Here is a 21,643-nt window from a genome sequence, read left to right as displayed (position 1 = left end):
CACCGAAAAGATTTGCATAAGTGCAACCAGGGCTATCGCCTAAAGACTTGCTATAGCCAAGTTTTCTAATCAAAACGATTGTAGTATAACATGAACAGATAATATGTCAATTTTTCCTATATATTGACAAACTCCATAATTACGCTGGTTGCATTTTTAAAGCGCTTCTCACTGGATAGTTGTTTGAAATCAGACCACCCATTTGCACCACCACTTAATTTATACTACTTCCTGCACCGTTGCTTGATGTTACCCTTCTTTTTATAACATTAATCATAGTCTCAGGTAAAACATTCCGTCTCGCAGCCTCATTCATTGTTTCACCAGCATTGTTTTTACTCCCAATACAATTTTATTTCCAGTACACATTCCTCATGATTTCAACAATTTTCGGGTGCAAGGCATGTTTAGTTTGTCCGAACTGGAAAATTATAACCACTAACAAGATGTTGGATCTACGTCATTATTTCGAACACAAAACAGTTGAGTTCAAAAGTGAATTCTGTTCCTAATAAATTGAACTTGAAAATAGGGTTGATTGAGGAACATTCGTTCTCTATGCGTTTAAAACATGTTATACTATAGATAAAAAAATAAAAAATGGGAGAAATCAAATGAAATTAATTTTAGCTGAAAAACCATCAGTCGCAAAAAACATTGCGGACGCATTAAAAATCAAGACAAAAAAAGATGGCTACTTTGAAGGGAACGGACATATTATTACATGGGCTTTCGGACATCTCGTTGAGCTATATGATGCCAAAGATTATGACGGCAAGATGAGAAGTTGGAGAATGGATAACTTTCCATTTATTCCGGAGGAATTTAAATACAAAGTGAAAAGTAATCCACGGAATAGACAGTACCCTGACAGTGGGGCTCAAAAGCAATTAAAGACAATCCATACATTAATGAAACGAAATGATGTGACGATGATCATTTCAGCCTGTGATTATGACCGAGAAGGCCAGCTGATTGGTGACAGTATTATCTATCGAGGCGGCAGACCTAAAAAGCAAGTATCCCGCTTGCTCCTTAATGAGTGGACACCGAAAGAAGTACTTCAGGGACTTGAAAATATTAATTCCAATGAAACGATGAAGCCTTTAAGAGATGCAGGGATTAGCAGGCAATGGGCCGATTGGGTTATCGGAATTAATTTAACTTCTGTCGCCACATTGAAATATCAGAAGGGAAAAGGAAAAGCTCTGAATATTGGCAGGGTGCTACTTCCAACGTTAAAAATTATTTATGATCGCGATAAGGAAATTGAAAACTTTAAACCAGAAGATTATTTTAAACTGATCGCAACATTTCAAACGCAGGATGAAAAAGATTATGAAGGTACATATATAGAGAAAAACCGTGAAAAATTTAAGGAAAAGGAAACATTAGAGGCGATCCATCAAGCTCTTCAAAACAAACAAGGAGTAATCTCCGACAAAAAGGTGGAGAAGAAAAAGGAATTTCCTCCATTTCTATTTAACCTATCTAATTTGCAAGGGTATATAACGAACAAATACAAGGGCTGGACTTCAGATAAAGTACTAAAAGTCGCACAATCACTTTATGAGAAAAAATTCATTACCTATCCACGTACATCAAGTATTGCTTTAGAGGAAAGCTTGGTTGGCAAAACAGCAAACGTATTAAAGACACATGCGGAAGATCTTCCTTATAAAGATGAAATAAAATTCATGAAAACCAAAAGAGTATTTAATAATGCTAAGGTGGAAAGTCATAGTGCAATCATTCCTACCTATTTAAAACCAAAACGTCTATCAGCAGATGAACAAATCGTTTATACAGCAATTAAGAACCGGTTTATCATGCAGTTCATGCCAATTGCTGAATATGAAGAAACAAAATTAACTACAAAAGTGGACGGTTTAAAAGGAGTCTTTTCATCAAAAGGTAAGGTTCAGCTGATTGAAGGCTGGAAAAAGGTTGAGAAGATTCAGTCCAAGGATACTATTTTACCTTTAGTCCACGTTAATGATCATGTTAGCTTACTAGATTCAAAGGTTACAACACACGTGACCAAACCCCCAAAGCACCATACGGAACGGACATTATTACGTGTGATGGAAACCTGCGGCAAAAGCTATAAGGAAGAAGAAAATGAAGAGATAATGGGAAGTATTTTGACTGGTTTCAGCATTGGAACAGCAGCTACAAGAGCGGAAACTATTAAGAAATTAAAAGATGTAGGCTATATCACAGCACAAGGGAAGAATCTATTGTCTACAGATCTTGGCAGAAGACTTGTTGAAACATTTCCTGTACAAAATTTATTCGACCTTGAATTTACCGGACGCTTAGAAAAAGCATTGTCTGATATTCAAAATGGAAAAGCTAATAAACAGGAATTCCTGCACATGGTTTTTAGTTTTACAAATGAATCGGTAGAAACGATCAAAAATGGACAGGATATTATTATCAATGAAATTGCATCAACTAAAAATACGAATGAGATACTTGGTACATGTCCAGAATGCGGCGGAAAGATTACTGACGGCTATAAGGCCTTTGGCTGCAGCAACTGGAAAAAAGGATGTAAATTTGTTGTATGGAAAAATGATAAATTCCTGGCAACAATGAGGAAAAAGCCTACGAAAACAATGGTGAAAGAATTGTTGAAAGGTAAGCGAGCTTTTGTAAAAGGGTTAACAAGTAAAAAAGGAAGTAAATTCAACGCCTATTTAAGGTATGAAAAAAATCCGGAGAATGATTACTATAGTTGGAAAATGGAATTTAAATAAAAGGGTCAGCAGAGAAGTTTCTGCTGACCCTTAACTTATTATTCATTCGATAATTTCAATACATCCAATAATTTAAAGAACAACCCAAGCACAATTGCAACAATCGTAGCCAGCCCCATTCCTGTTAACGCAACATCTCCTAATTGAACGGTTGCACCACTGATTCCAATAACCAGTACGACACAGGTAAGAATTAAATTCTGGGATTGATTGTAATCGACCTTTGCTTCAACCAACATCCTAATCCCACTTGCTGCGATGATACCAAATAACAGTAGTGATATTCCACCCATTACAGCTGTTGGAATGGAAGAAATCAGAGCAGTGAGTTTACCGACAAAGGAAAGAACAATTGCAATGACAGCCGCTCCTCCAATAATCCATGTGGAATACACTCTTGTAATTGCAAGTACACCAATATTTTCACCATATGTTGTATTCGGTGTAGAACCGAAGAAGCTGGAAATAATTGTGGAAACCCCGTTTCCTGCGAATGAACGATCAAGCCCTGGATCTTTCGTTAAATCTTTCTTTACAATATTTCCGGTAACGAATAAATGTCCAATATGTTCAGGTATAAGAACAAGTGCCGCTGGTAAAATCACAAGAATTGCCGACCAGTCAAATTTCATCTGATAAAATTGCGGCATGGAAAACCAGGAAGCTTCTTTGACTGCAGTAAAATCAACTAAGCCAAAGAAATAAGCAATCACGTACCCTGCAATAATTCCAATCAGTATTGGGATGATTTTCAAAAAGCCGCGAAGTGTTACCCAACAAACGATAGTGATTACAAGTGTCAGTAATGCTACAATAGCTGTTTTAGGATCCATGGTCCAGGAAGCGGCAGCATCTGCTGGCGCAATCCAACCAGCCATCTCAGCTGCAGTTGGTACAAGCTCAAGTCCAATCACAGCAACAATTGCTCCCATCGCTGCAGGTGGGAAAATAACATCTATCCATGCCGTTCCTATTAACTTTACAATTAATGCAACAATAGTGAGTACAACCCCGACTGCCAGAAAGCCCCCTAAAACATAACTATAGCCATCTCCTCCTGTATAGTTCCCGAGTACAACAAATACAGGGGAAATAAATGCAAAACTGGAACCCAAATATGCTGGGATTTTACCTTTTGTAATAAAAATATAAATAAGTGTTCCTACACCGTTCATCAATAAAATTGTTGCTGGATTGACGCCAAATAAAACTGGTACTAAAACAGTAGAGCCAAACATGGCGAATAAATGCTGAATACTTAGTGGTAAGCTTTTTAATATAGGAAGTCTTTCATCAACCTGAATTTCATCGTATTTTGCCATTATTTAATCCCCCTTTAGAATGAGGTTCATAGGTACCGTCCTTTAATGGAAAAAGGATTAATAAAAAATAAAAACACCTTGCCTAACTAGGCAAGATGTTTTTGAATAATAAAAATGTAGAGAGACATGTCTCTCTATTGATTTTTATCAATATACAGATTCCAATCTGTTCCACCTTGCCAGTCTCACAGGACTGGATTAAAGGTAACCGTATGAACTTATCCTAAATATTATCGCAGTCTATTAGATTTGTGTCAATCATAATTCGACAAATTTGCTGTTAAATTCTTTAATTACTAATAAATATAGCTAAAAGTCGCTTAAAAGTCGTATTTTGATACTTTTATACAAAAGAAGCGTATACTATATATGAGGGTAGCATAATTCGATAAACGGATAATGATATGAATTTAAATGTATAATGCTAAAATTCTCAGAAAAAAGGGTTGATAAAATGACGAAAGTGACAATTAGTCCTCGCAAAAGTCTAGCTGATGGTACACTGATGTGGATTTATGCAAACAATAAAAAGGTTTATTACAGCAGCAAAGGTCATGAGGTCAATGAATTTAATGAACATGATTCAAACTACTTGGGCGAGGTAGGAAAGGTTTGTAAAAATCAACAGCTATCTGTTGTAGCCGATTTATTAAAAAAGAAAGATAGAATCTATGGTATTTGCATGAATGAAGATAACAATCAAAATGCGAAAGATGTAGATGTACTATTTTTTTCAACCTGGGATAAATTGTTGAACTATGCTGAAACCTATTCGAATGAGACAGAAAAAATAGTTCAAAGAAAAAAAGAAGAAAAACAAAAGTGGTTGGAACAAGGTAGACGTTATTTGAAAAATAAAGAGCAAGAAAAGGAAATTTAAAAGGAATCCGCATTACTAGCCGCAGAAAAGGTATATACTATTGAAAAACTTCCTCAAAAAGAGGTCCACCCAGGAACCTAAAGGAAATGATTAAAGCTTGTATCCAACAAAAAGGATACAAGCTTTTTTGCTTAAAATCCACACCAATCAGCACGATTCGTATTTATACCATTTCTCTAAGCTGTATTTTTAATATCTTTCCACTAATGGTTTTGGGTAACTCATCAACGAAAGTAATTGTATTTGGGATATTGGCAGAAGGAAGTTTCTCCATTGAGTAATCCAGTAAATCCTGTTCAGATACTTCATTGCCATCATGAAGAACTACCACCGCATGGGAGGTTTCTCCAAGTTCTTTATGTGGTGTTAAAATTGCCGCTATTTCCTGAACTGCAGGATGTTTCGATAATTCAATTTCAATATCTGCAGTGGAAATGCCTTTTCTATTATCATTATTTTTTTGATCTACTACTTTTATACTTCCAGATTCATCTATTGTTCCCATATCACCAGTGTGCATCCACCCATCTTTAACACTTCTGTTTGTTACCTCTTCATTATTGGCAACACCGTCACCTTTTACGATTATCTCCCCAATTTCAATTCCATTTTGTGCAACATCTTCACCTTGCTCGTTAACAATACGTACTTCTGTATTGCTCATGATCATCCCACCTTTTATCTTAAAAATTACTTTTGGATATTTTATATTATGAAAATTATAACACATATTTGAAAGCGTTTTATAATAAATGTATTCAAATTTGCTTGGTAATGCAAAATACCTAATTTGAATATGGTTTTTTAGTAGTTTTGTTATATTGACTATGAGGGTCAAAATGTCCAAAATTAATAAAGGTAAAGAAGACGTAGAACGGAGTGAGTGGATGTTCAAGAATTCAATCAGTATTATTATCCTGGTATTTATGTTATTTTTAGCTGCGTGCAGCGATGAAAACGAAGCAACGTCAAATGATGATCAAAGTAATAAAGAAGATGCTGAAGTGGCTGCAGAAGAAGAAAAAGAATCAATTGTCGATCAAATGGAAACAGTTATTCAGGTAGAAACAAGAGAAGACATGAAAAAGCAGCAGGGTGGAACATTAGCTACAGATATTACACTGAAAATGGAGCTTGAGGATTCTACTGAAGAACAGTTGAACACTGAAATAATAAAAGAATTAAAAGCAGAATTTAAGAAAATCACAGAAGAAACACAGGATCCAACTGAAATTTACAAAGGGTTTATCTATTTATTGGGTAGTCATCATTATAAGGATGTTATTAAGAAAGCAGAAGAATTTGAACCGAATTTTGAAGAACCATTTTTACCGGATCCTGGTAAATCTGAAGAGGAAGTTAAAAATGAACCGGAAAAAGGGAAAGCAATTATTTTACTTGATGCAAGCTCAAGCATGCTTCTAAGTGTGGATAACAAAGTGAAAATGGATATTGCTAAAGAAGCTGTGGAAAGGTTTGCTGATGCGATTGGTCAGGATAATGAGGTTTCCCTTGTTGTATATGGTCATAAGGGGTCAGAAGCAGATGCCGATAAAGAGTTGTCATGTAACGGCATAGAGGAAATATATCCAATGGGTGATTATGAAGCAGCCGCATTTGAGGAGTCCTTATCAACATTTGAAAGTAAAGGTTACACACCGCTTGCAGGAGCAATTAAGAAAGCGGCGGACATGAGCCAGGACTTTAATGAAAACGTAACGGTATATATCGTAAGTGACGGGGTAGAGACATGTGATGGTGACCCTGTTAAGGAGGCTAAAAATTTTGTGAAAGATAGTGAGGACAGAACTGTAAATATTATCGGTTTTCATGTAGATCAGAATGCAGCAGACCAGCTGAAACAGGTTTCTGAAGCTGGTAACGGGGAGTATTACTCTGCTGAGAGTGCAGATGATATAAAAACAACGATAGAAAAAGCATGGCTGCCTTCCAGTATTGATTTGGCATGGGCATTTACAAAAGCTCCTGATAGCTGGGAAAAACTTGCAGAATATGAGAGGTTTGACGAGAATCTTAATCAAATAAAGGATATCATCCAAAAAGAAAAAGAACGATATGATGAAGCATTGCAAATTCTTAGAGATGAGGAATTAGTAGAACAAGAAGTTACTGATGACATTCGTGAGCTGATTTACGAAAGGTATAATAAAATGATGGATTTAATGCGTGACTTTCGCACTGAAAAGATAGATGAAATTGATGGTCGGGCTAAAGAAATACGCGATCGTGTCGATAAATGGACGGAAGAGATGAGGAAACGAAAAGAAGAACGCGGGGATATGTTTTAATAATTTTTTGACTGTTTCAGCAGGTATAATCACCTGTTTGAAACAGTTTTTGTATTAATTGTTAAAGTATTTCCTGTAAAAGCTTAAATAGATTGAAATTCATTGGCAATACATATTAAAATAAGGGAAAAGCAATATAATATGAGAATATTTGTCAGATACATACAAATGTGAAAGGGAAAGTGATATGAAAAATAAAAAGTTATTGATTATTAATCTGCTGGTGCTGACTGCATTTATTTTAGTAGTAAGTATGGGAATAATGCGTGCAGAAGCTACAAAAGACAAGTATGGTGATCTGGAACAGGAGGAAGAGCCAGATAGTACGAAAGAAGTAACAGAAGAGATTGTAATAGAGTCAGACGAATCCTTAGAAACAGAAGAACTTAAAATTAGAGAAAATGTAGGAGCACTTATTTTAAAAGATAAAGAATGGCTTGCTTTTGATGAAGAGGAGGTTAAGGAGAAAGTTAAAGAGGAAGAAGACTCAACTATTGTAGATGATTTTGATGAAGAAGGTAGTAAGAAAAATACTTCCAGTTCTGTTTCTAAAGAAAAGAATATAACTGAAAAAAATGATACGCCAAAGAAATCAGAGAACCCAGATCAAAAATCTACTTCAAAGCCTAAACCAGACCCAGAACCAAATTCAGATCCGAAACCGGGCTCTAGTCCAAAGCCTGACCCAAAGCCTGATCCAACACCAGAGCCTGATCCAGAGCCAAATCCAAAACCAGATCCTGAGCCTGATCCAGAACCAGATCCAGAACCAGATCCAAATCCAGAACCAGATCCAAATCCAGAACCAGATCCAAATCCAAAACCAGACCCTAAACCAGACCCGAAGCCTGATCCGGAGCCAGATCCAGAACCGGATCCTGAACCATAAAAAAATAATTGGAGGAATTTCATGTTAAAACTTACAGGTAAAACCGCAGTCATCACAGGTGCAAGCAGTGGAATAGGTTCAAGTATTGCAAAACATCTTGCTGAAGAGGGAGCGAATGTGGTACTTGCTGCAAGAAGAAAAGAAAAATTGGATGCTCTTGCCGAAGAAATCAATGGTATCAAGCAAGGGCAAGCACTTGCTGTTGAGACAGATGTGGCCCAAAAAGCAGATATAGACAATTTGGTTCAAAAGGCTGTTGGTGCATTTGGAAAGATTGATATCTTCATAAATAATGCCGGATTGGTACAAAATGGAGCAATTCGGGATGGACAGGTAGATAAATGGGATCAGATGATAGACGTTAATGTGAAAGGGGTCCTCTACGGAATTAATGCAGTACTTCCTGATATGATTAAACGTTCTGCAGGCCACATTGTGAATACAGATTCTGTATCAGGTCACGAGGTTACAAAAACAAGTGGAGTATATAGTGCAACAAAATATGCTGTTCGTGCGATATCTATGGGGCTGGAGAAAGAGCTTGCCAGAACCGGAGTACGCGTAACAAATATTTCCCCGGGTATGGTTGAAACCGAGCGTAATTCCGAACGGCTGCCGAACGATCGCAAGCCGCTTCAAACCGATGATATTGCAAGAGCTGTAGTATATGCTGTCGCACAGCCCGAACATGTTAATGTAAATGAGATAACCGTCAGACCTGTATAAACGATTTTGCCTGTAATTGCGTGAGATTTTACAGGCAAAACATCTGTTTATCAGCAAAATTCGCAGTGTTTACTCAAAAAGTAAACATATTTCAGCGATTTTCAACGGATTTATAGCCTTATTAAAAAAACTTTGATATTATTAAAGTATTGCTATTAAGCATTTATAGGTTCAAGCGGATTAATTATTTTTAAATCTCCATTATAAACATGAGAACGCTTTTACCATATGCAATTAATACTTAAAATAGTTTACAGGAAGGTGGAAGTTTCATGAGTTCAAACAAACCAAAAATAGTCGTTCTGGGCGCTGGATATGCAGGATTGACAACAACAAAGCGCTTAATAAAAATGTTGTCCCCAGAAGAGGCTGAAATTGTACTAATTAATAAACATAATTATCACTATGAATCAACCTGGCTGCATGAGGTGGCTGCAGGGACAATTAACCCAAACCAGGCTCGTGTCATGATCAGTGATGTCGTCAATCCGAAGAGAGTTAGATTAGTTTATGATTCTGTTGTCGAAATCAAGAAAGACGAACAGCGTGTTGTTTTGGAAAATAGCGAAATCACATATGATTATCTTGTTGTTGGTCTTGGATTTGAATCAAATGATTTTGGAATTAAAGGAATGGCTGAACACGCATTTGCGATTGAGGATATTGATACCAGCCGTTTAATCAGTGAACATATTGAATACCAATTTGCGAAATACAGCAATGATAAAAATGCTGATGAAGACAGCCTGAATATCCTTGTTGGTGGTGCTGGATTTACCGGTATTGAATTTGTAGGTGAACTTGCTGATAAAGTACCGGAACTATGCAAAAAATATGATATTGATCGCAACAAAGTACGAATCATCAATGTTGAAGCTGCTCCATCCATTTTGCCAATGTTTGACAAAGAGCTTGTTTCCTATGCGAAAAAATCATTGGAAGACCGTGGGGTAGAGATTATGATTGGTGCTCCAATTTCCGAGTGTACCCCTGAAGGATTCATTGTTGGTGACGACAAAGAATTAATTAAAGCAGGTACTGTTGTTTGGACAGGCGGGGTAAAAGGAAGCTCAGTACTGGGAGACTCCGGTTTTGAACTGGTAAAAGGAAAAGTAAATGTTAATGGTGACCTACGCATGCCTGAAGAAGAAAATATTTTTGTTATTGGTGACTGTTCATGGGTTTGGAACAAAGAAGCAGACCGTCCATATCCACCAACAGCTCAACTGGCAATGCAGGAAGCTGATGTTGTAGCAGCTAACCTAAAAGCATTAATTACTAATCAGCCATTAAAAGATTTTGTATTTGATGATAAAGGAACAGTAGCTTCACTGGGAAATTCAGATGGAATCGGAAATGTATTCTCCAGTTACAAACTTCAGGGTAAATCTGCTGCTGCAATGAAAAAAGTAGTAGATAACCGGTCATTGTTCATGATAGGTGGACCAATGCTTGTACTGAAAAAAGGGAAAGTACGCCCATTCTAATGATAAAATCACAATATAACTTAGGTTCAAACGAGGAGGTAATTTTAAAATGAAAAATACATTTTGCGGAATATTACTTCTACTTGCAGCTGTAGTAGGATATCGAATGGCAAGTGATTATATGGAAGATTCAAGAGATTTTCGTTAATAAAAAATAACCGCTTGGCATAAGTCAGGCGGTTTTTAATATCTTTTTATAATTAGCAGAAAAATTAAACTTTTATTGCTTGGGAATACAGAACTTTCCACAAAAATGTCATATTTGACTCTGAAAATAACGATTACCCCATTGCTTAAACCCATAAAAGGAGGCTTTTTTATAGTAAAGAGTGATAAACATCACAGCAATAGTGTAAACCCTAAGTTATTATGGAATGGAAGCGGAGGAGATTTTAATGAGTACTGGACTATTAATATTTTTAATTGTTTTATTTATTGCCGCTCTGGCAGGGACATTTTATGCGTTTAAACAGGAAGAAAATAAGATGAAAAAATACGAGGAAGAGGGACAAACGGTTCAGGATGAATTAAAGCGCTCCCTCGATTATGAAACAAGCTCGGTAAAATCCAATGTATCCTTACAGGTCTGGATCTATGTAATCACCATACTATTATCATTAATTGCATTTGCTATTTATCTTTTGTAGGTAACCAGGAGAAATCCTGGTTATTTTTATGTCTTTTTTCTAATACTAGAAAAAAGGGGGAAACCAAATGAAAGTTACAGCATTAATTTTTTTGTTATTATTTATTCCAATGAATCCTATTTTTGCGGAAGTGGATTTTAATGATAATAAAATCATGTTGGATAAATTGGAAATTAAACAATATTCTCTTCCGTATATGGATGGTCTTTTTATTGATGAGAAAAAATTAACTTTTTTGATGGATATATTGAAGGAAAAGATCTATAAAAATCCGCAAAATGCTTCTTTGGACAAAAATGGAGAAATAGTTAAGGGGAAGCCTGGGGTAACAATCGACAGGGATAAATTTAATGTTTTGTTTCGAAAAATGTTTTACAGCAACAGTGATATGAAATTGGAAGTACCAAAGAAACTTATTTATCCCAGAGTAGATAATGCATTGTTGGAGGAAATAAGAGCAAAAGAGCTTGGAAGCTATGTTACTTATTTTAAGAAGAGTAATCTGGAGCGTTCCCATAATATCGCACTTGCTACAGAGGCAATTAATAATTATGTTGTTTTTCCCGGTGAGACATTTTCCTTTAATGAGATAGTTGGTGAACGAACAAAAGAAAAAGGATATAAACGTGCCCCTGTTATTGTAAAGGGAGAATTAGCAGAAGATATTGGTGGCGGAATATGCCAGGTCTCATCCACTTTATTTAATGCAGTAGATCTAAAAGGCATTCAAATCATTGAAAGGTATGAGCATAGCAAAAGGGTGCCATATGTACCACCAGGACGTGATGCAACTGTTAGCTGGTGGGGGCCGGATTTTGTATTTAAGAACATATATAACCAGCCTGTTTTAGTAAGGGCCAAATCAGATCATGGAAAAATGCTCGTTAGTATTTATTCCTCAGAGGATGTGGAATATTTTTCGGGTGAATAGGATCAGTTTTTTTCAGGGTTGATCATACAGGAATCCCCGCACTGATTTACCGGGACAAGCTTTCTGTTAGCAGCGATTTTTTTATAAATATAATCACCAAGCCCTACCCATTTAAAAATATACATGAATGGGAGTAAAACCCAGATTAACGGTAGCAGCTTTGCAATTTCTATTAGGGCATTATATCCTTGAAACCATTGACCCCTATGTTTTACATGCAGGCTTTTTTCCATTTCTTCCGGATAGTCCATTAGTAGACGAAATGATTCAAATGATAGTTTATTTCTCCAGTCTATTTTTTTCCAGAGGATTGATGAGGTTGTGCACATTTTACAATAGCTATCATAAAAAATGATCATTTTTATTACCTCCATTCCATCTTTATTTTATCATGATAAGCATGGGAATTCTAATTTGTTTTATGGTAAATCCTTTTAGTATTCTAAAAAATACTGTTACACTAGGGAAAAGAGAAAGAATGGAGCAGGGTGATGTCAACGATGGATATTTTAAATTTGGATGAAAAAGTAAAAGAAATTATTAGAGATGAAAATAAAGCTGATTTGGAAGTAATAATAGAAGAGTTCAAGCGGAATCATTTTCCCAATGTATTATCCAAATCAAAGAAATGTCGTCAAAAATATAGTACAGATGAAAAACTTAAGGAATTATTATCTATTGTGGAAGCAGTCAGTCATGCACAAATAGGAGAAAATAGTACTTCAGCGGAAATCATTTCCAGCCTTTATAAGTCATCTTCCAGGATGACGAGTGATGATTTAATTTTATATGCTGAATTAGCATTTATGAGTGACTATAAACTTGCTCGGAGAATAATGTCTGAGGCCGTAAAGCAAATGGAAAATGATGAGGAAACTGATAGAATAAAGCTTGCTCGCGGTTTTTTAGTGCTAGGTGAGGCAGAAGAAAACCTTGAGAAGTTTGCTCGTGCAATCAGGTACTATCAGCGTGGACTAACTTACTTTCAGGATGATGATAATCGGGATAAATATATGATTTTGTTTCTGCATTTTAAACTTGGTGTCTTATATTCGACGGTTAATAATTCGGAAGAAGCAATTAATTATTTGAATAAAACAGTTGAACTTGCAGGGGATGACCATCCTGAAATGAAGATTAACAGCCTTGTCAGTATTGCCAAAACCTATGGCAGTAAGGAGGAGGATAAAAAAGCCTATGCTTATTTGACAGAAGCAATTGAATTGCTTGATGACTCTTCCTTAGCTGAAACATTGGTGCATGCTGAAGCTTTTACGGAGATGGCTTTTTATTACTTTAATCAATCTGAGCTTGATGAGGCAATTCCAAATTATACAAGAGCAATAGAAATCTTCTTAAATCTTCCAGCTTATTCTGCGAGAAAAATTGGAATGATTTATATGCAATATGCTTACTGTCTGGAGCATAAAAAGCAACCGAATCAAACACTTGCAGGAAGAAACTATGAACTCGCGATTGAAAAGCTTGAAAAAACAGATGATAAGGAACTGCTGGAAAATGCACTTGCTGATGTAATTTCATTTTTCGATAACACTAACAATCCAAGAAAGAAAAAGTATTTCGAAAATAAATTTGTGAATATGACGAATGTAAACTAATCAGAGTTTACGTTAATAAGTAAACATAAAAAACCGGGTAGTATTTTCTAAATGAAAATACTACCCGATTTAAATTGTATTAATCCTGTTTTTGTACTTCCAGTTCGAAATTGATTTTTACTTCTTCACCAACAAGTACGCCACCAGTTTCAACTGCAGCGTTCCAAGTCAAACCGAATTCTTTACGATTAATTTTTGTTTCGCCGCTAAATCCAGCAACAGTGCTGCCACCCATTGGATCCTTACTTTGTCCTGCATAATCAACATCAATTGTTACAGGTTTAGTTGTTCCGCGGATAGTTAGGTCACCGGTAACATCATAATTGTTGCCTGATTTTTTCTTAATGTCAGTAGCAACAAATGTAATTTTTGAATGATTTTCAGCATCAAAGAAATCTGCTGAACGAAGGTGGTTATCACGATCCTCATTACGTGTATTAATACTTGAAGGATCAATTGTAACCTCGATTTTTGAATCTGTTAGGTCCTCTGGATCTGCTTCAATTACAGCATCAAATTTCTCAAAAGTACCTTTCGCTTTAGAAATCATCATATGTTTTACCGAAAATCCTACTTCACTATGAACTGTATCTACTGTCCAAGTTGTTTTTGCCATTGTAAATCCCTCCAAAAGTTATATTAAGTATGTTAATTACTTTATGTTACTAAGTATATTATCTTGAATTCAAAATGTCAAGTATTTTTATACTCTGTATTTAAAATACCCTAATCAGTTCAATTTAAACTTTTTTCAATTCACTTTTATTTTAGGGAACTGTTTTTAATGCTAAGATTCCAATTCTTCGTTATAATAAAAAACAGGGTAAAAAATAAGCCATATTTTTAAGGAGCGATTTTATGCAGCAAACGTATAACCCAACCTGGGATTTAGATGTAATTTTCCCCGGTGGAAGTGAATCTGAAGCATTTCAAACATATGTATCGAACATACAGAATGATATGAAGAAGCTTTTAACAGCAGTTAACAGCTTTAACCCGGATCAAAAAAATGAAAATGATTTAATAGATATTGTCACCCAATATGAAGCTGCAATGAAGAAGTTGCGTGAAGCATTTGCCTTCGTCAGCTGCTTAAGTGCACAGGATGTAAAAGATGAGAAAGCGAGTTTGTTAGTTGGTAAGAGAAGTGCACTAAAAGCAGAAATGGATGAGATCCGGACAAACTTGGAACAAAAGCTTGTATCGATTGATGACAAAGGATGGCAGGAACTTTTAAACCACCCGGAGCTGAAGGAATTATCTTTTGTATTAAATGAAAATAGAGAAAAGGCAAAAGAACAATTAGCAGTGGAACAGGAAGTGCTAATGAATGACCTGGCTGTTGATGGCTATCATGGATGGAGTCAAATGTATGACACGATTGTTGGAAATATGAGTGTTGACATCGAGGAAGATGGAGAGGTTAAATCCTATTCTGTTGGTCAGGCTTCGAATAAACTAAGTAACCCGGATCGCGCTGTTCGTAAGCATGTATTCGAACAATTAGGCAAGGCCTGGAAGGGACAATCTGATTTAATTGGTCAAACACTGAATCATCTGGCCGGTTTTCGATTGCAAAAATATAAACATCGTAACTGGGAAAATGTACTGAAAGAACCGCTGGCTATTAATCGAATGAAGCAGGAAACGCTTGATGCCATGTGGACAGCAATAACAAATAATAAAAAACATTTCGTGGCATATTTAGAGAAAAAAGCTGATTTATTAGGATTGGAAAAATTAAGTATGTACGATATTGGTGCACCATTATCAGACTCAGTGAAAACTTCAAGCTATACAGAAGGAGCAGATTTTATTGTAGATCATTTCCGTGAGTTCAGTCCAAAGATGGCAGACTTTGCTCAAGCTGCCTTTGATAATAGATGGATTGAAGCAGAAGATCGGGCCGGTAAACGACCGGGAGGATTTTGTACGAGTTTTCCTGACAGTGAACAAACACGGATCTTTATGACTTATTCAGGTACAACGTCCAATATTTCGACGTTAGCACATGAACTGGGTCATGCCTATCATCAGCATGTGATGAATGATCTCAATGGTTTAAACCAGGGATATGCCATGAATGTGGCGGAAACTGCATCCACATTTGCAGAAATGATTGTTGCGGATGCTTCCGTGAAAAGTGCACAAAACAAAGAAGAAAAATTAGCACTACTGGAAGATAAAATACAGCGCAGTATCGCATTTTTCATGAATATCCATGCACGCTTTCTTTTTGAAAACAACTTTTATGAAGAAAGAAAGCATGGATTGGTTTCAGTTAACCGGTTAAATGAACTCATGATTGAAGCACAGAAAGAAGCATATAGTGATGCAGTTGAAGACTATGATCCGAACTTCTGGGCTTCTAAGCTACATTTTCATATTACCGGAACACCGTTTTATAATTTCCCATATACATTCGGGTATTTGTTTAGTCTTGGTATTTATGCACATGCCAAAGCAAAAGGTGGAAGCTTTGAGGATGATTATATTGCGCTGTTACGTGATACCGGCAGAATGAATGTGGAGGAATTGGCTGAAAAGCATTTAAATGTTGATTTAACAAAAACAGATTTCTGGGAAAGTGCAATTCAACTATGTGTTGCAGATGTTGAAGAATTTCTTTCCCTTTAGAAAGTTGTTATTTTTTGAAAGTTACGTTACAATACGGGTAACCAAGAAAGCATAATAATAAGAGCCTACAGGGGGAGCCATTTGGCTGAGAGTGAACATTTTACGTGTTCTTACCCTTTGAACCTGTTAGTTAGTACTAGCGTAGGGATCGTGGTTTTTTTGATGGAAAAAAGTAATGTGAGCGGATTCCCCATCAGGAAATCTTCCCCTTGGCATTGCTTTTTTTGTGTTTAAAAATTGAGAAATTAGCTTTAAAAAGGGGAGGTAACTTTTTATATGAGATCGAAAAGAACTTTGTTTTTAATTGAAGTTGCGATATTTGCAGCAATGGCTTTACTTTTGGATATTCTGCCGTTTTTATCATTTAAAGTATGGGCTCAAGGTGGCTCCGTATCGTTTGCGATGATACCAATATTTATCGTGGCGTTCCGATGGGGAGTGAGAGGCGGTATTCTGGCAGGACTCCTCTGGGGTGTATTACAGTTGTTATTTGGACCGGCTATTTTCACACCTTTACAAGGATTTCTGGATTATATCGTCGCATTCTCTGTACTGGGACTTGCGGGAATCTTTGCGAAATCAATACAGAATGCTACAAAGGAAGGTAAGGCGATTGTCGGTCTTTCTTATATTCTTTTAGGGACATTGCTTGGATCGGCATTGCGGTTCCTGGCTCATTTCACCGGAGGAATTGTATTCTTTGGTGAATATGCACCTGAAGGACAGCCTGTTTGGATATATTCTTTGATTTATAATGGTTCTTACATGCTGCCGGGATTCCTGGTCAGTGGAGTTATAGTGTATTTCTTATTTTATAAACAGCCGAGAGCTTTGCTGAACTCCGTTTAACCAATTGAAAATCCGCTTACATTAAGGTAATCTCTTAGATAAAGAGATTACCTTTTACTATTTTGGGAGATGATTTTACTTGCGTGAATTAATAGGTACATGTACATCCTGTGGGAAAAATGTTTATTGTGAAAGTGGCTTTTTTGATGGGGTACAGGAAAACGGAAAGCTTCTCTGCAATGAATGTGCAGATAAAGAGATGGAAAATAAAGCATACTCAATTCAGAAAGGATAATCTCTTACTAGGGCTCTTTTCGTAAGTTTTGGGACTGCACTTCGTACGCTCCACAAAATACTGGGACTGCGCACTGCTCGCCCCATCGAAACCATTTGTTGCTTTTTAACCTTCACAGTTGATATAAAGTGCGATACAAGATACAAATCCAGAAATGCACCGTGTGGACTTTAGGGCTTGAAGAAAACTGCTGTAAATTGTCCAATAGAAAGCTTCTTTATGCCCAAACAAAGCTAAAAAAGGCGCAAGCGGTAACATAGAACACTTCTATGAGCCTGAACAAAATTAAAACAGGTGCACGCGGTCACATAGAATGCTTCAATATGCCCAAACGAAGTCGAATCAGGTGGAAACGGTCACATAAAACTGTCATAAAGAACGCTTCTCTACGCTTAAACACCGCAGTTTTACATCGACTACTGGTTAGATAACAACAAGTCACTTCGATGGGACGAACCCATGGTGCTGTCTCAGTCTATACGAAAAACAGCCTTAACGAGAACCCCCAGAACCACTTTGGAACTTTAAAAATAAAAAGACAACCTCTGCGCCTGAGGTTGTCCAGTTCTATCTAAAGCAAATAGCTATTTACGTTATCATTATTTGCAACCATCAATAATACTTTACCTTCATCCATGTCTTCTTCGTATTTTTCTGCTTCTGCTTTTGAGAATCCCATTTCTTCCAGTTTTGTTCGCAGTTCGTCCCCTTTTTTATTGAAAAGGTTTCCTACCGCATTACCAAAATCCATTTCTTTAATACCGATTGTATTTGTTTCAGCACTTCCTGCTAATCGGTTTGTTCTATCATCATCGTGTGACAGAATATAGACATCATCTTTGTTTACACCTTTATCTTTCAGTATACTCACATCTGTTTTTAGTTTTTCATCATTTATATATTCTTGAATAAATGGTTTCATTTGTTATCCTCCTTTTGTTGCTTCAATAAATGTATTCCCATTTTGATAGCAGTTAAACATAATATCATTTCCCGGTAGCGTTTCTTTTCTCTTTTGCATAGGCTATAGCACTATTCAACAGGAGAGGATTGGTTGAAATGGAGCTGACGATATCCCACTGGTTATATGGTTTATTTACACTCATCATTATATTCACAATGATTTTTCGCAAAGGGGTAGTATTACCTTCGCTACTAGGCACATTTGTCATTGCCTGGGTTTATAATGGAAGTCTGATTGATGGTTTTACAGCAATATTTAACGCAAACCTGGTGGCTGCAAAAGAGCTTTTTAATATATTTTTAATCATTACCTTTATGCTGGCACTTCTGCATTCATTACGAGATTTAGGTGCAGATCGGAGAATGATACAGCCAATTCAAAAAATGATGATCAATGGTCATGTTTCGTTCTTTGTCCTTGTTGGTGTAACGTATGTTATTTCGTTATTCTTTTGGCCGACACCTGCTGTTCCACTAATCTGTGCATTACTTGTTCCCGCTGCAGTAAGATCAGGTTTACCAGTCATGACTGCCGCGGTTGCGATCGCTCTCGCAGGTCAGGGGATGGCATTGTCCTCCGATTATATTGTGCAGGTAGCCCCAAGCTTATCTGCTGCTTCAGCCGGGATTGATACAGCGTTAGTTGCTGATAAGGCACTCGTTTTATCATTAATTGTTGGAGGAGTTGCGATTCTTTTAGCATATTTAATGTACCGAAAATCTATTCGTTCCAAAGATGATAAATTTATTGAAATAGAATTACAGAATATGCAATCAACTACGGAAACAACGAATAAAGCGCATACCAATAATTTATCCAAATGGAGTAAATTATTTGCTGTCTTAGTTCCTTTAGCTTTATTGGCAGTTGTGATTTACATGGCTTACGAAAAACTTTTATCAGGTAGAATGAGTGGACTTGAAGGTGGTGATGGGGCAGCATTTGTTGGTGGAGTAGCTGTAATCCTTCTATTATTGTCCACCGTTGCATTCGGAAAACAGCATGCGCTTGATTATATTAGTAATCATATTACAGATGGATTTGTCTTTGCATTTAAAGCAATGGGTCCTGTTATCCCGATTGCGGGGTTCTTCTTCTTCGGCAGTTCGGATTTTTCCGGAAGTATTTTAGGAGTAGAAGAAAATGCACCAGCCTTATTATTCGATCTTGTACAATCCACACAGGAATTTTTACCACAAAGCGCATTATTAGCTGCATTAAGTGTGTTAATTATAGGAATAATAACAGGACTCGATGGTTCCGGTTTTTCCGGGCTGCCACTGACCGGGGCACTTGCAGCATCCCTTGAAAACAGCTCTATTGATGCAGGAACACTCGCTGCAATAGGACAGATGGGTTCAATCTGGACTGGTGGTGGGACAATTGTAGCATGGTCCTCACTTATCGCAATTGCCGGATTTTGTGGAGTATCCGTGATGGATTTAGTACGAAAAAACTTCATACCTGTTATTCTCGGGCTTGTCTTAGCTACACTAGCAGCTGTATTCCTGCTTTAAGGGGTTGTTCAAAACCCCTATAGCTTAACAGAACCCAATAATAGGGTCTTTATCATCCTTTTAGAGTTAATTAAAACGTTTTCATTGGTCACTGTACTTTTCTTTTGTTACACTTTATATTAAATAAATTTTTAGTCGCAGATGGAGGAGTACTACATGGCAAATCAAACAGGGGTAATTGTTGAAGAATCGTTGAATGCTCTATTGGATGATGAAACATTCTTACCTGAATTACAAGGTTCATCAAGGGAAAAGGCATTTACATCACTGGTTTCGATCCTTTCCACACCCAATCATGTGAATAAATCATTTTTGCGGATAGCGTTGGAAAATGGAAATGTTGTACGGATTCCAGCTTTTCGTGTGCAGCATAACAATATTTTGGGTGCTTATAAGGGTGGAATTCGTTTTCATGAATCAGTTAATGAAGAAGAAGTAATTAACCTGGCAGCACTAATGACACTTAAAAATGCGTTGCATGATGTCCCTTTTGGCGGTGGAAAGGGTGGAGTCGTCATCAATCCAAGAGATTATGAAGTGAAGGATCTTAATTTAATTTGCAGGAAATATGTTCAGTATTTTAGTCAAATCATTGGTCCTGATAAGGATATCCCAGCACCTGATGTTGGAACAAGTGCCAGGGAAATGGATTGGATGATGGGAGAATTTAAAAGTATTCATCCAGGGGAAAATTATCGGGGAAGCTTTACAGGGAAAAGTGTAGAAAACGGCGGATCTTTAGGTAGGAAAGAAGCTACAGGAAAAGGTGTTTACTTTACGTTCCGTTATTTAATGCATGATTTTATTAAGCAACAGCATGAATGGCTGTCAGAACGTGAGAATATATTTGCGAAAACTGCTTTAGCTCATTATGATAAATCATTAACATTGGCTTTTCAAGGCTTCGGAAATGTAGGATCTGCAGCTGCGCTGGAGGCTTATCGTTGTAATGATCTGAATAACAAAGTAGTAGCTGTGAGTGATCGTAATGTAACACTTTATAATTCGGATGGGCTTGATATACCGGAATTAGTAAAGTTTACTGAAAATAACAAAGGGGATTTACCTGTTGATGACGTCGAGTTGAAAGAAGCAGGTATAAAAGCTGTCGTCAAGGATCGGTCGGAAGTACTGAGTTTGGATGTTGATGTTTTATTTTTAGTTGCATTAGAGAATCAGATTCATAAAGATAATAAGGAAGAAATTAAAGCTCCAATTATTGTAGAAGGGGCAAATGCACCGATTACGAGCGAGGCTGATAGTTATTTAAGTGGCAAAGGAAAAGTAATCATTCCAGACATTTTAGCAAATGCCGGTGGTGTAATTGTTTCCTACTTTGAATGGCTGCAGGGAAGAGAAACACAATTTTATTCTGAGGAAGAAATTTTTAGAAGGCTTTTTGATAAAATGCAGGAAACATTTGATGTTGTATTACCACAATACTTTGGAGACCCATTTCCTTTAAGACAAAACTGTTATATACATTCCGTCATGAAAATATCAACAATATTATATCGTCAAGGTAAACTTTATTAATACTTTTTATTTAGAAAGGCATTCCGCAAAAATCGGAATGTCTTTTTTGATGGCTCTTTTCGTAACCTTTATAGCTTTACAACCTTCGCAGATGATATAAAGGACGACGTAATGAGTGATAGTAGATCTCATCGACCGCTCCGGAAACACATTACGCTTTCCGCGGGCGGCTGGTGAGCCTCCTCGCGCTACGCACTGTGGGGTCTCACCTATGCCTTTTCTCCCGCAGGAGTCTTCATGTGTTTCCTCCTCTGGGATTGTGCTTATAAACTTTTTTAATTTCTTGATTAATTAAATAAATGCTGACATATTTTGGCGGTTGTTTGGAGCGGA

19 protein-coding genes and 1 riboswitch are annotated in these 21,643 nt (G+C 36.7%); of the genes, 14 read left to right on the top strand and 5 right to left on the bottom strand.

What is annotated here, in order from left to right; genetic code table 11:
* The first annotated feature begins 614 nt into the window (after positions 1-614).
* On the top strand, positions 615-2,762 hold the full coding sequence (locus tag CIL05_RS14510; protein ID WP_095656270.1) for a type IA DNA topoisomerase: 2,148 nt from the start codon (positions 615-617) through the stop codon (positions 2,760-2,762).
* Positions 2,763-2,800: 38 nt separating this feature from the next.
* Here CIL05_RS14510 and uraA read toward each other — a convergent pair whose 3' ends face one another.
* Positions 2,801-4,084 carry a uracil permease gene (gene uraA / locus CIL05_RS14505; RefSeq protein WP_095656269.1) on the bottom strand — a complete coding sequence of 428 codons (1,284 nt, stop codon included), beginning with the start codon at positions 4,082-4,084 and terminating at the stop codon, positions 2,801-2,803.
* Positions 4,085-4,538: 454 nt separating this feature from the next.
* Here uraA and CIL05_RS14500 point away from each other — a divergent pair, with 454 nt between their 5' ends.
* On the top strand, positions 4,539-4,964 hold the full coding sequence (locus tag CIL05_RS14500) for a hypothetical protein (RefSeq protein ID WP_095656268.1): 426 nt from the start codon (positions 4,539-4,541) through the stop codon (positions 4,962-4,964).
* 163 nt (positions 4,965-5,127) lie between these two features.
* Here CIL05_RS14500 and CIL05_RS14495 read toward each other — a convergent pair whose 3' ends face one another.
* Positions 5,128-5,628 (bottom strand): class I adenylate-forming enzyme family protein, encoded by a 501-nt coding sequence (locus CIL05_RS14495; protein WP_165769139.1) that lies wholly within the window; start codon positions 5,626-5,628, stop codon positions 5,128-5,130.
* A gap of 175 nt (positions 5,629-5,803) precedes the next feature.
* On the opposite strand from CIL05_RS14495, the gene CIL05_RS14490 reads away from it, so the two are divergent.
* The 6 genes from CIL05_RS14490 to CIL05_RS14465 all read left to right on the top strand — a co-directional run bounded on the left by CIL05_RS14490 (position 5,804) and on the right by CIL05_RS14465 (position 11,953).
* On the top strand, positions 5,804-7,273 hold the full coding sequence (locus CIL05_RS14490; protein WP_165769138.1) for a vWA domain-containing protein: 1,470 nt from the start codon (positions 5,804-5,806) through the stop codon (positions 7,271-7,273).
* 187 nt (positions 7,274-7,460) lie between these two features.
* Entirely contained in the window at positions 7,461-8,162 is a 702-nt protein-coding gene (locus tag CIL05_RS22290; RefSeq protein ID WP_165769137.1) for a hypothetical protein, read from the top strand.
* Between the two features lie 21 nt (positions 8,163-8,183).
* Positions 8,184-8,888: an SDR family oxidoreductase gene (locus tag CIL05_RS14480; protein ID WP_095656265.1), complete on the top strand. Its 705-nt coding sequence runs from the start codon at positions 8,184-8,186 to the stop codon at positions 8,886-8,888.
* 272 nt (positions 8,889-9,160) lie between these two features.
* Positions 9,161-10,375, top strand: coding sequence for an NAD(P)/FAD-dependent oxidoreductase (locus CIL05_RS14475; protein ID WP_095656264.1), 1,215 nt, complete (start codon positions 9,161-9,163; stop codon positions 10,373-10,375).
* Positions 10,376-10,770: 395 nt separating this feature from the next.
* A complete protein-coding gene (locus CIL05_RS14470; protein WP_095656263.1) occupies positions 10,771-11,022 on the top strand; it encodes a hypothetical protein in 252 nt (83 codons plus the stop codon).
* A 67-nt stretch (positions 11,023-11,089) separates the two neighbouring features.
* Positions 11,090-11,953 carry a VanW family protein gene (locus tag CIL05_RS14465; RefSeq protein ID WP_095656262.1) on the top strand — a complete coding sequence of 288 codons (864 nt, stop codon included), beginning with the start codon at positions 11,090-11,092 and terminating at the stop codon, positions 11,951-11,953.
* 2 nt (positions 11,954-11,955) lie between these two features.
* Here the strand turns inward: CIL05_RS14465 and CIL05_RS14460 are convergent, their stop codons facing one another.
* Positions 11,956-12,312 (bottom strand): thiol-disulfide oxidoreductase DCC family protein, encoded by a 357-nt coding sequence (locus CIL05_RS14460; RefSeq protein ID WP_165769136.1) that lies wholly within the window; start codon positions 12,310-12,312, stop codon positions 11,956-11,958.
* Positions 12,313-12,453: 141 nt separating this feature from the next.
* On the opposite strand from CIL05_RS14460, the gene CIL05_RS14455 reads away from it, so the two are divergent.
* Entirely contained in the window at positions 12,454-13,572 is a 1,119-nt protein-coding gene (locus CIL05_RS14455) for a tetratricopeptide repeat protein (RefSeq protein WP_165769135.1), read from the top strand.
* Positions 13,573-13,651: 79 nt separating this feature from the next.
* On the opposite strand, the gene CIL05_RS14450 is transcribed toward CIL05_RS14455, so the two are convergent.
* The gene (locus CIL05_RS14450) at positions 13,652-14,188 is read right to left on the bottom strand and encodes a YceI family protein (protein WP_095656259.1); all 537 of its coding nucleotides are present in this window, start codon (positions 14,186-14,188) and stop codon (positions 13,652-13,654) included.
* A 242-nt stretch (positions 14,189-14,430) separates the two neighbouring features.
* Between CIL05_RS14450 and CIL05_RS14445 the strand changes: the two genes are divergently transcribed.
* The 3 genes from CIL05_RS14445 (at position 14,431) to CIL05_RS22285 (ending at position 17,293) form a co-directional block, all read left to right on the top strand.
* Positions 14,431-16,209: a M3 family oligoendopeptidase gene (locus CIL05_RS14445; protein ID WP_095656258.1), complete on the top strand. Its 1,779-nt coding sequence runs from the start codon at positions 14,431-14,433 to the stop codon at positions 16,207-16,209.
* Positions 16,210-16,269: 60 nt separating this feature from the next.
* Positions 16,270-16,375: riboswitch (TPP riboswitch) on the top strand.
* A gap of 110 nt (positions 16,376-16,485) precedes the next feature.
* Positions 16,486-17,058 (top strand): energy-coupled thiamine transporter ThiT, encoded by a 573-nt coding sequence (thiT, locus tag CIL05_RS14440; RefSeq protein ID WP_095656257.1) that lies wholly within the window; start codon positions 16,486-16,488, stop codon positions 17,056-17,058.
* Positions 17,059-17,137: 79 nt separating this feature from the next.
* Positions 17,138-17,293 (top strand): hypothetical protein, encoded by a 156-nt coding sequence (locus CIL05_RS22285; RefSeq protein WP_165769134.1) that lies wholly within the window; start codon positions 17,138-17,140, stop codon positions 17,291-17,293.
* Positions 17,294-17,864: 571 nt separating this feature from the next.
* Here the strand turns inward: CIL05_RS22285 and CIL05_RS14435 are convergent.
* A complete protein-coding gene (locus CIL05_RS14435) occupies positions 17,865-18,215 on the bottom strand; it encodes a YflT domain-containing protein (RefSeq protein ID WP_095656256.1) in 351 nt (116 codons plus the stop codon).
* A gap of 137 nt (positions 18,216-18,352) precedes the next feature.
* On the opposite strand from CIL05_RS14435, the gene CIL05_RS14430 reads away from it, so the two are divergent.
* Positions 18,353-19,774, top strand: a complete 1,422-nt coding sequence (locus tag CIL05_RS14430; RefSeq protein WP_095656255.1) for a hypothetical protein — start codon at positions 18,353-18,355, stop codon at positions 19,772-19,774.
* Between the two features lie 156 nt (positions 19,775-19,930).
* Complete coding sequence (locus CIL05_RS14425; RefSeq protein WP_095656254.1) at positions 19,931-21,310, top strand: Glu/Leu/Phe/Val family dehydrogenase; 1,380 nt, start codon at positions 19,931-19,933, stop codon at positions 21,308-21,310.
* Positions 21,311-21,643 lie beyond the last annotated feature (333 nt).

The sequence above is a fragment of the Virgibacillus profundi genome (assembly GCF_002287375.1).
In the GTDB taxonomy this organism is placed as follows: Bacteria; Bacillota; Bacilli; order Bacillales; family Amphibacillaceae; genus Virgibacillus_K; species Virgibacillus_K profundi.
Note: the sequence above shows the minus strand (reverse complement) of the source record. Positions and strands in the feature narration are given on the sequence as shown.

Bases quoted from the DNA above. Each gene is read 5' to 3' on its own strand.
- CIL05_RS14445 (WP_095656258.1), top strand. From the start codon at position 14,431: ATGCAGCAAACGTATAACCCAACCTGGGATTTAGATGTAATTTTCCCC.
- CIL05_RS14455 (WP_165769135.1), top strand. From the start codon at position 12,454: ATGGATATTTTAAATTTGGATGAAAAAGTAAAAGAAATTATTAGAGAT.
- CIL05_RS14465 (WP_095656262.1), top strand. From the start codon at position 11,090: ATGAAAGTTACAGCATTAATTTTTTTGTTATTATTTATTCCAATGAAT.
- CIL05_RS14480 (WP_095656265.1), top strand. From the start codon at position 8,184: ATGTTAAAACTTACAGGTAAAACCGCAGTCATCACAGGTGCAAGCAGT.
- CIL05_RS14475 (WP_095656264.1), top strand. From the start codon at position 9,161: ATGAGTTCAAACAAACCAAAAATAGTCGTTCTGGGCGCTGGATATGCA.
- CIL05_RS14510 (WP_095656270.1), top strand. From the start codon at position 615: ATGAAATTAATTTTAGCTGAAAAACCATCAGTCGCAAAAAACATTGCG.
- CIL05_RS14500 (WP_095656268.1), top strand. From the start codon at position 4,539: ATGACGAAAGTGACAATTAGTCCTCGCAAAAGTCTAGCTGATGGTACA.
- thiT (WP_095656257.1), top strand. From the start codon at position 16,486: ATGAGATCGAAAAGAACTTTGTTTTTAATTGAAGTTGCGATATTTGCA.
- CIL05_RS14460 (WP_165769136.1), bottom strand. From the start codon at position 12,312: ATGATCATTTTTTATGATAGCTATTGTAAAATGTGCACAACCTCATCA.
- CIL05_RS14495 (WP_165769139.1), bottom strand. From the start codon at position 5,628: ATGAGCAATACAGAAGTACGTATTGTTAACGAGCAAGGTGAAGATGTT.
- CIL05_RS14435 (WP_095656256.1), bottom strand. From the start codon at position 18,215: ATGAAACCATTTATTCAAGAATATATAAATGATGAAAAACTAAAAACA.
- CIL05_RS14470 (WP_095656263.1), top strand. From the start codon at position 10,771: ATGAGTACTGGACTATTAATATTTTTAATTGTTTTATTTATTGCCGCT.
- uraA (WP_095656269.1), bottom strand. From the start codon at position 4,084: ATGGCAAAATACGATGAAATTCAGGTTGATGAAAGACTTCCTATATTA.
- CIL05_RS14450 (WP_095656259.1), bottom strand. From the start codon at position 14,188: ATGGCAAAAACAACTTGGACAGTAGATACAGTTCATAGTGAAGTAGGA.
- CIL05_RS14430 (WP_095656255.1), top strand. From the start codon at position 18,353: ATGGAGCTGACGATATCCCACTGGTTATATGGTTTATTTACACTCATC.
- CIL05_RS14425 (WP_095656254.1), top strand. From the start codon at position 19,931: ATGGCAAATCAAACAGGGGTAATTGTTGAAGAATCGTTGAATGCTCTA.
- CIL05_RS22290 (WP_165769137.1), top strand. From the start codon at position 7,461: ATGAAAAATAAAAAGTTATTGATTATTAATCTGCTGGTGCTGACTGCA.
- CIL05_RS14490 (WP_165769138.1), top strand. From the start codon at position 5,804: ATGTCCAAAATTAATAAAGGTAAAGAAGACGTAGAACGGAGTGAGTGG.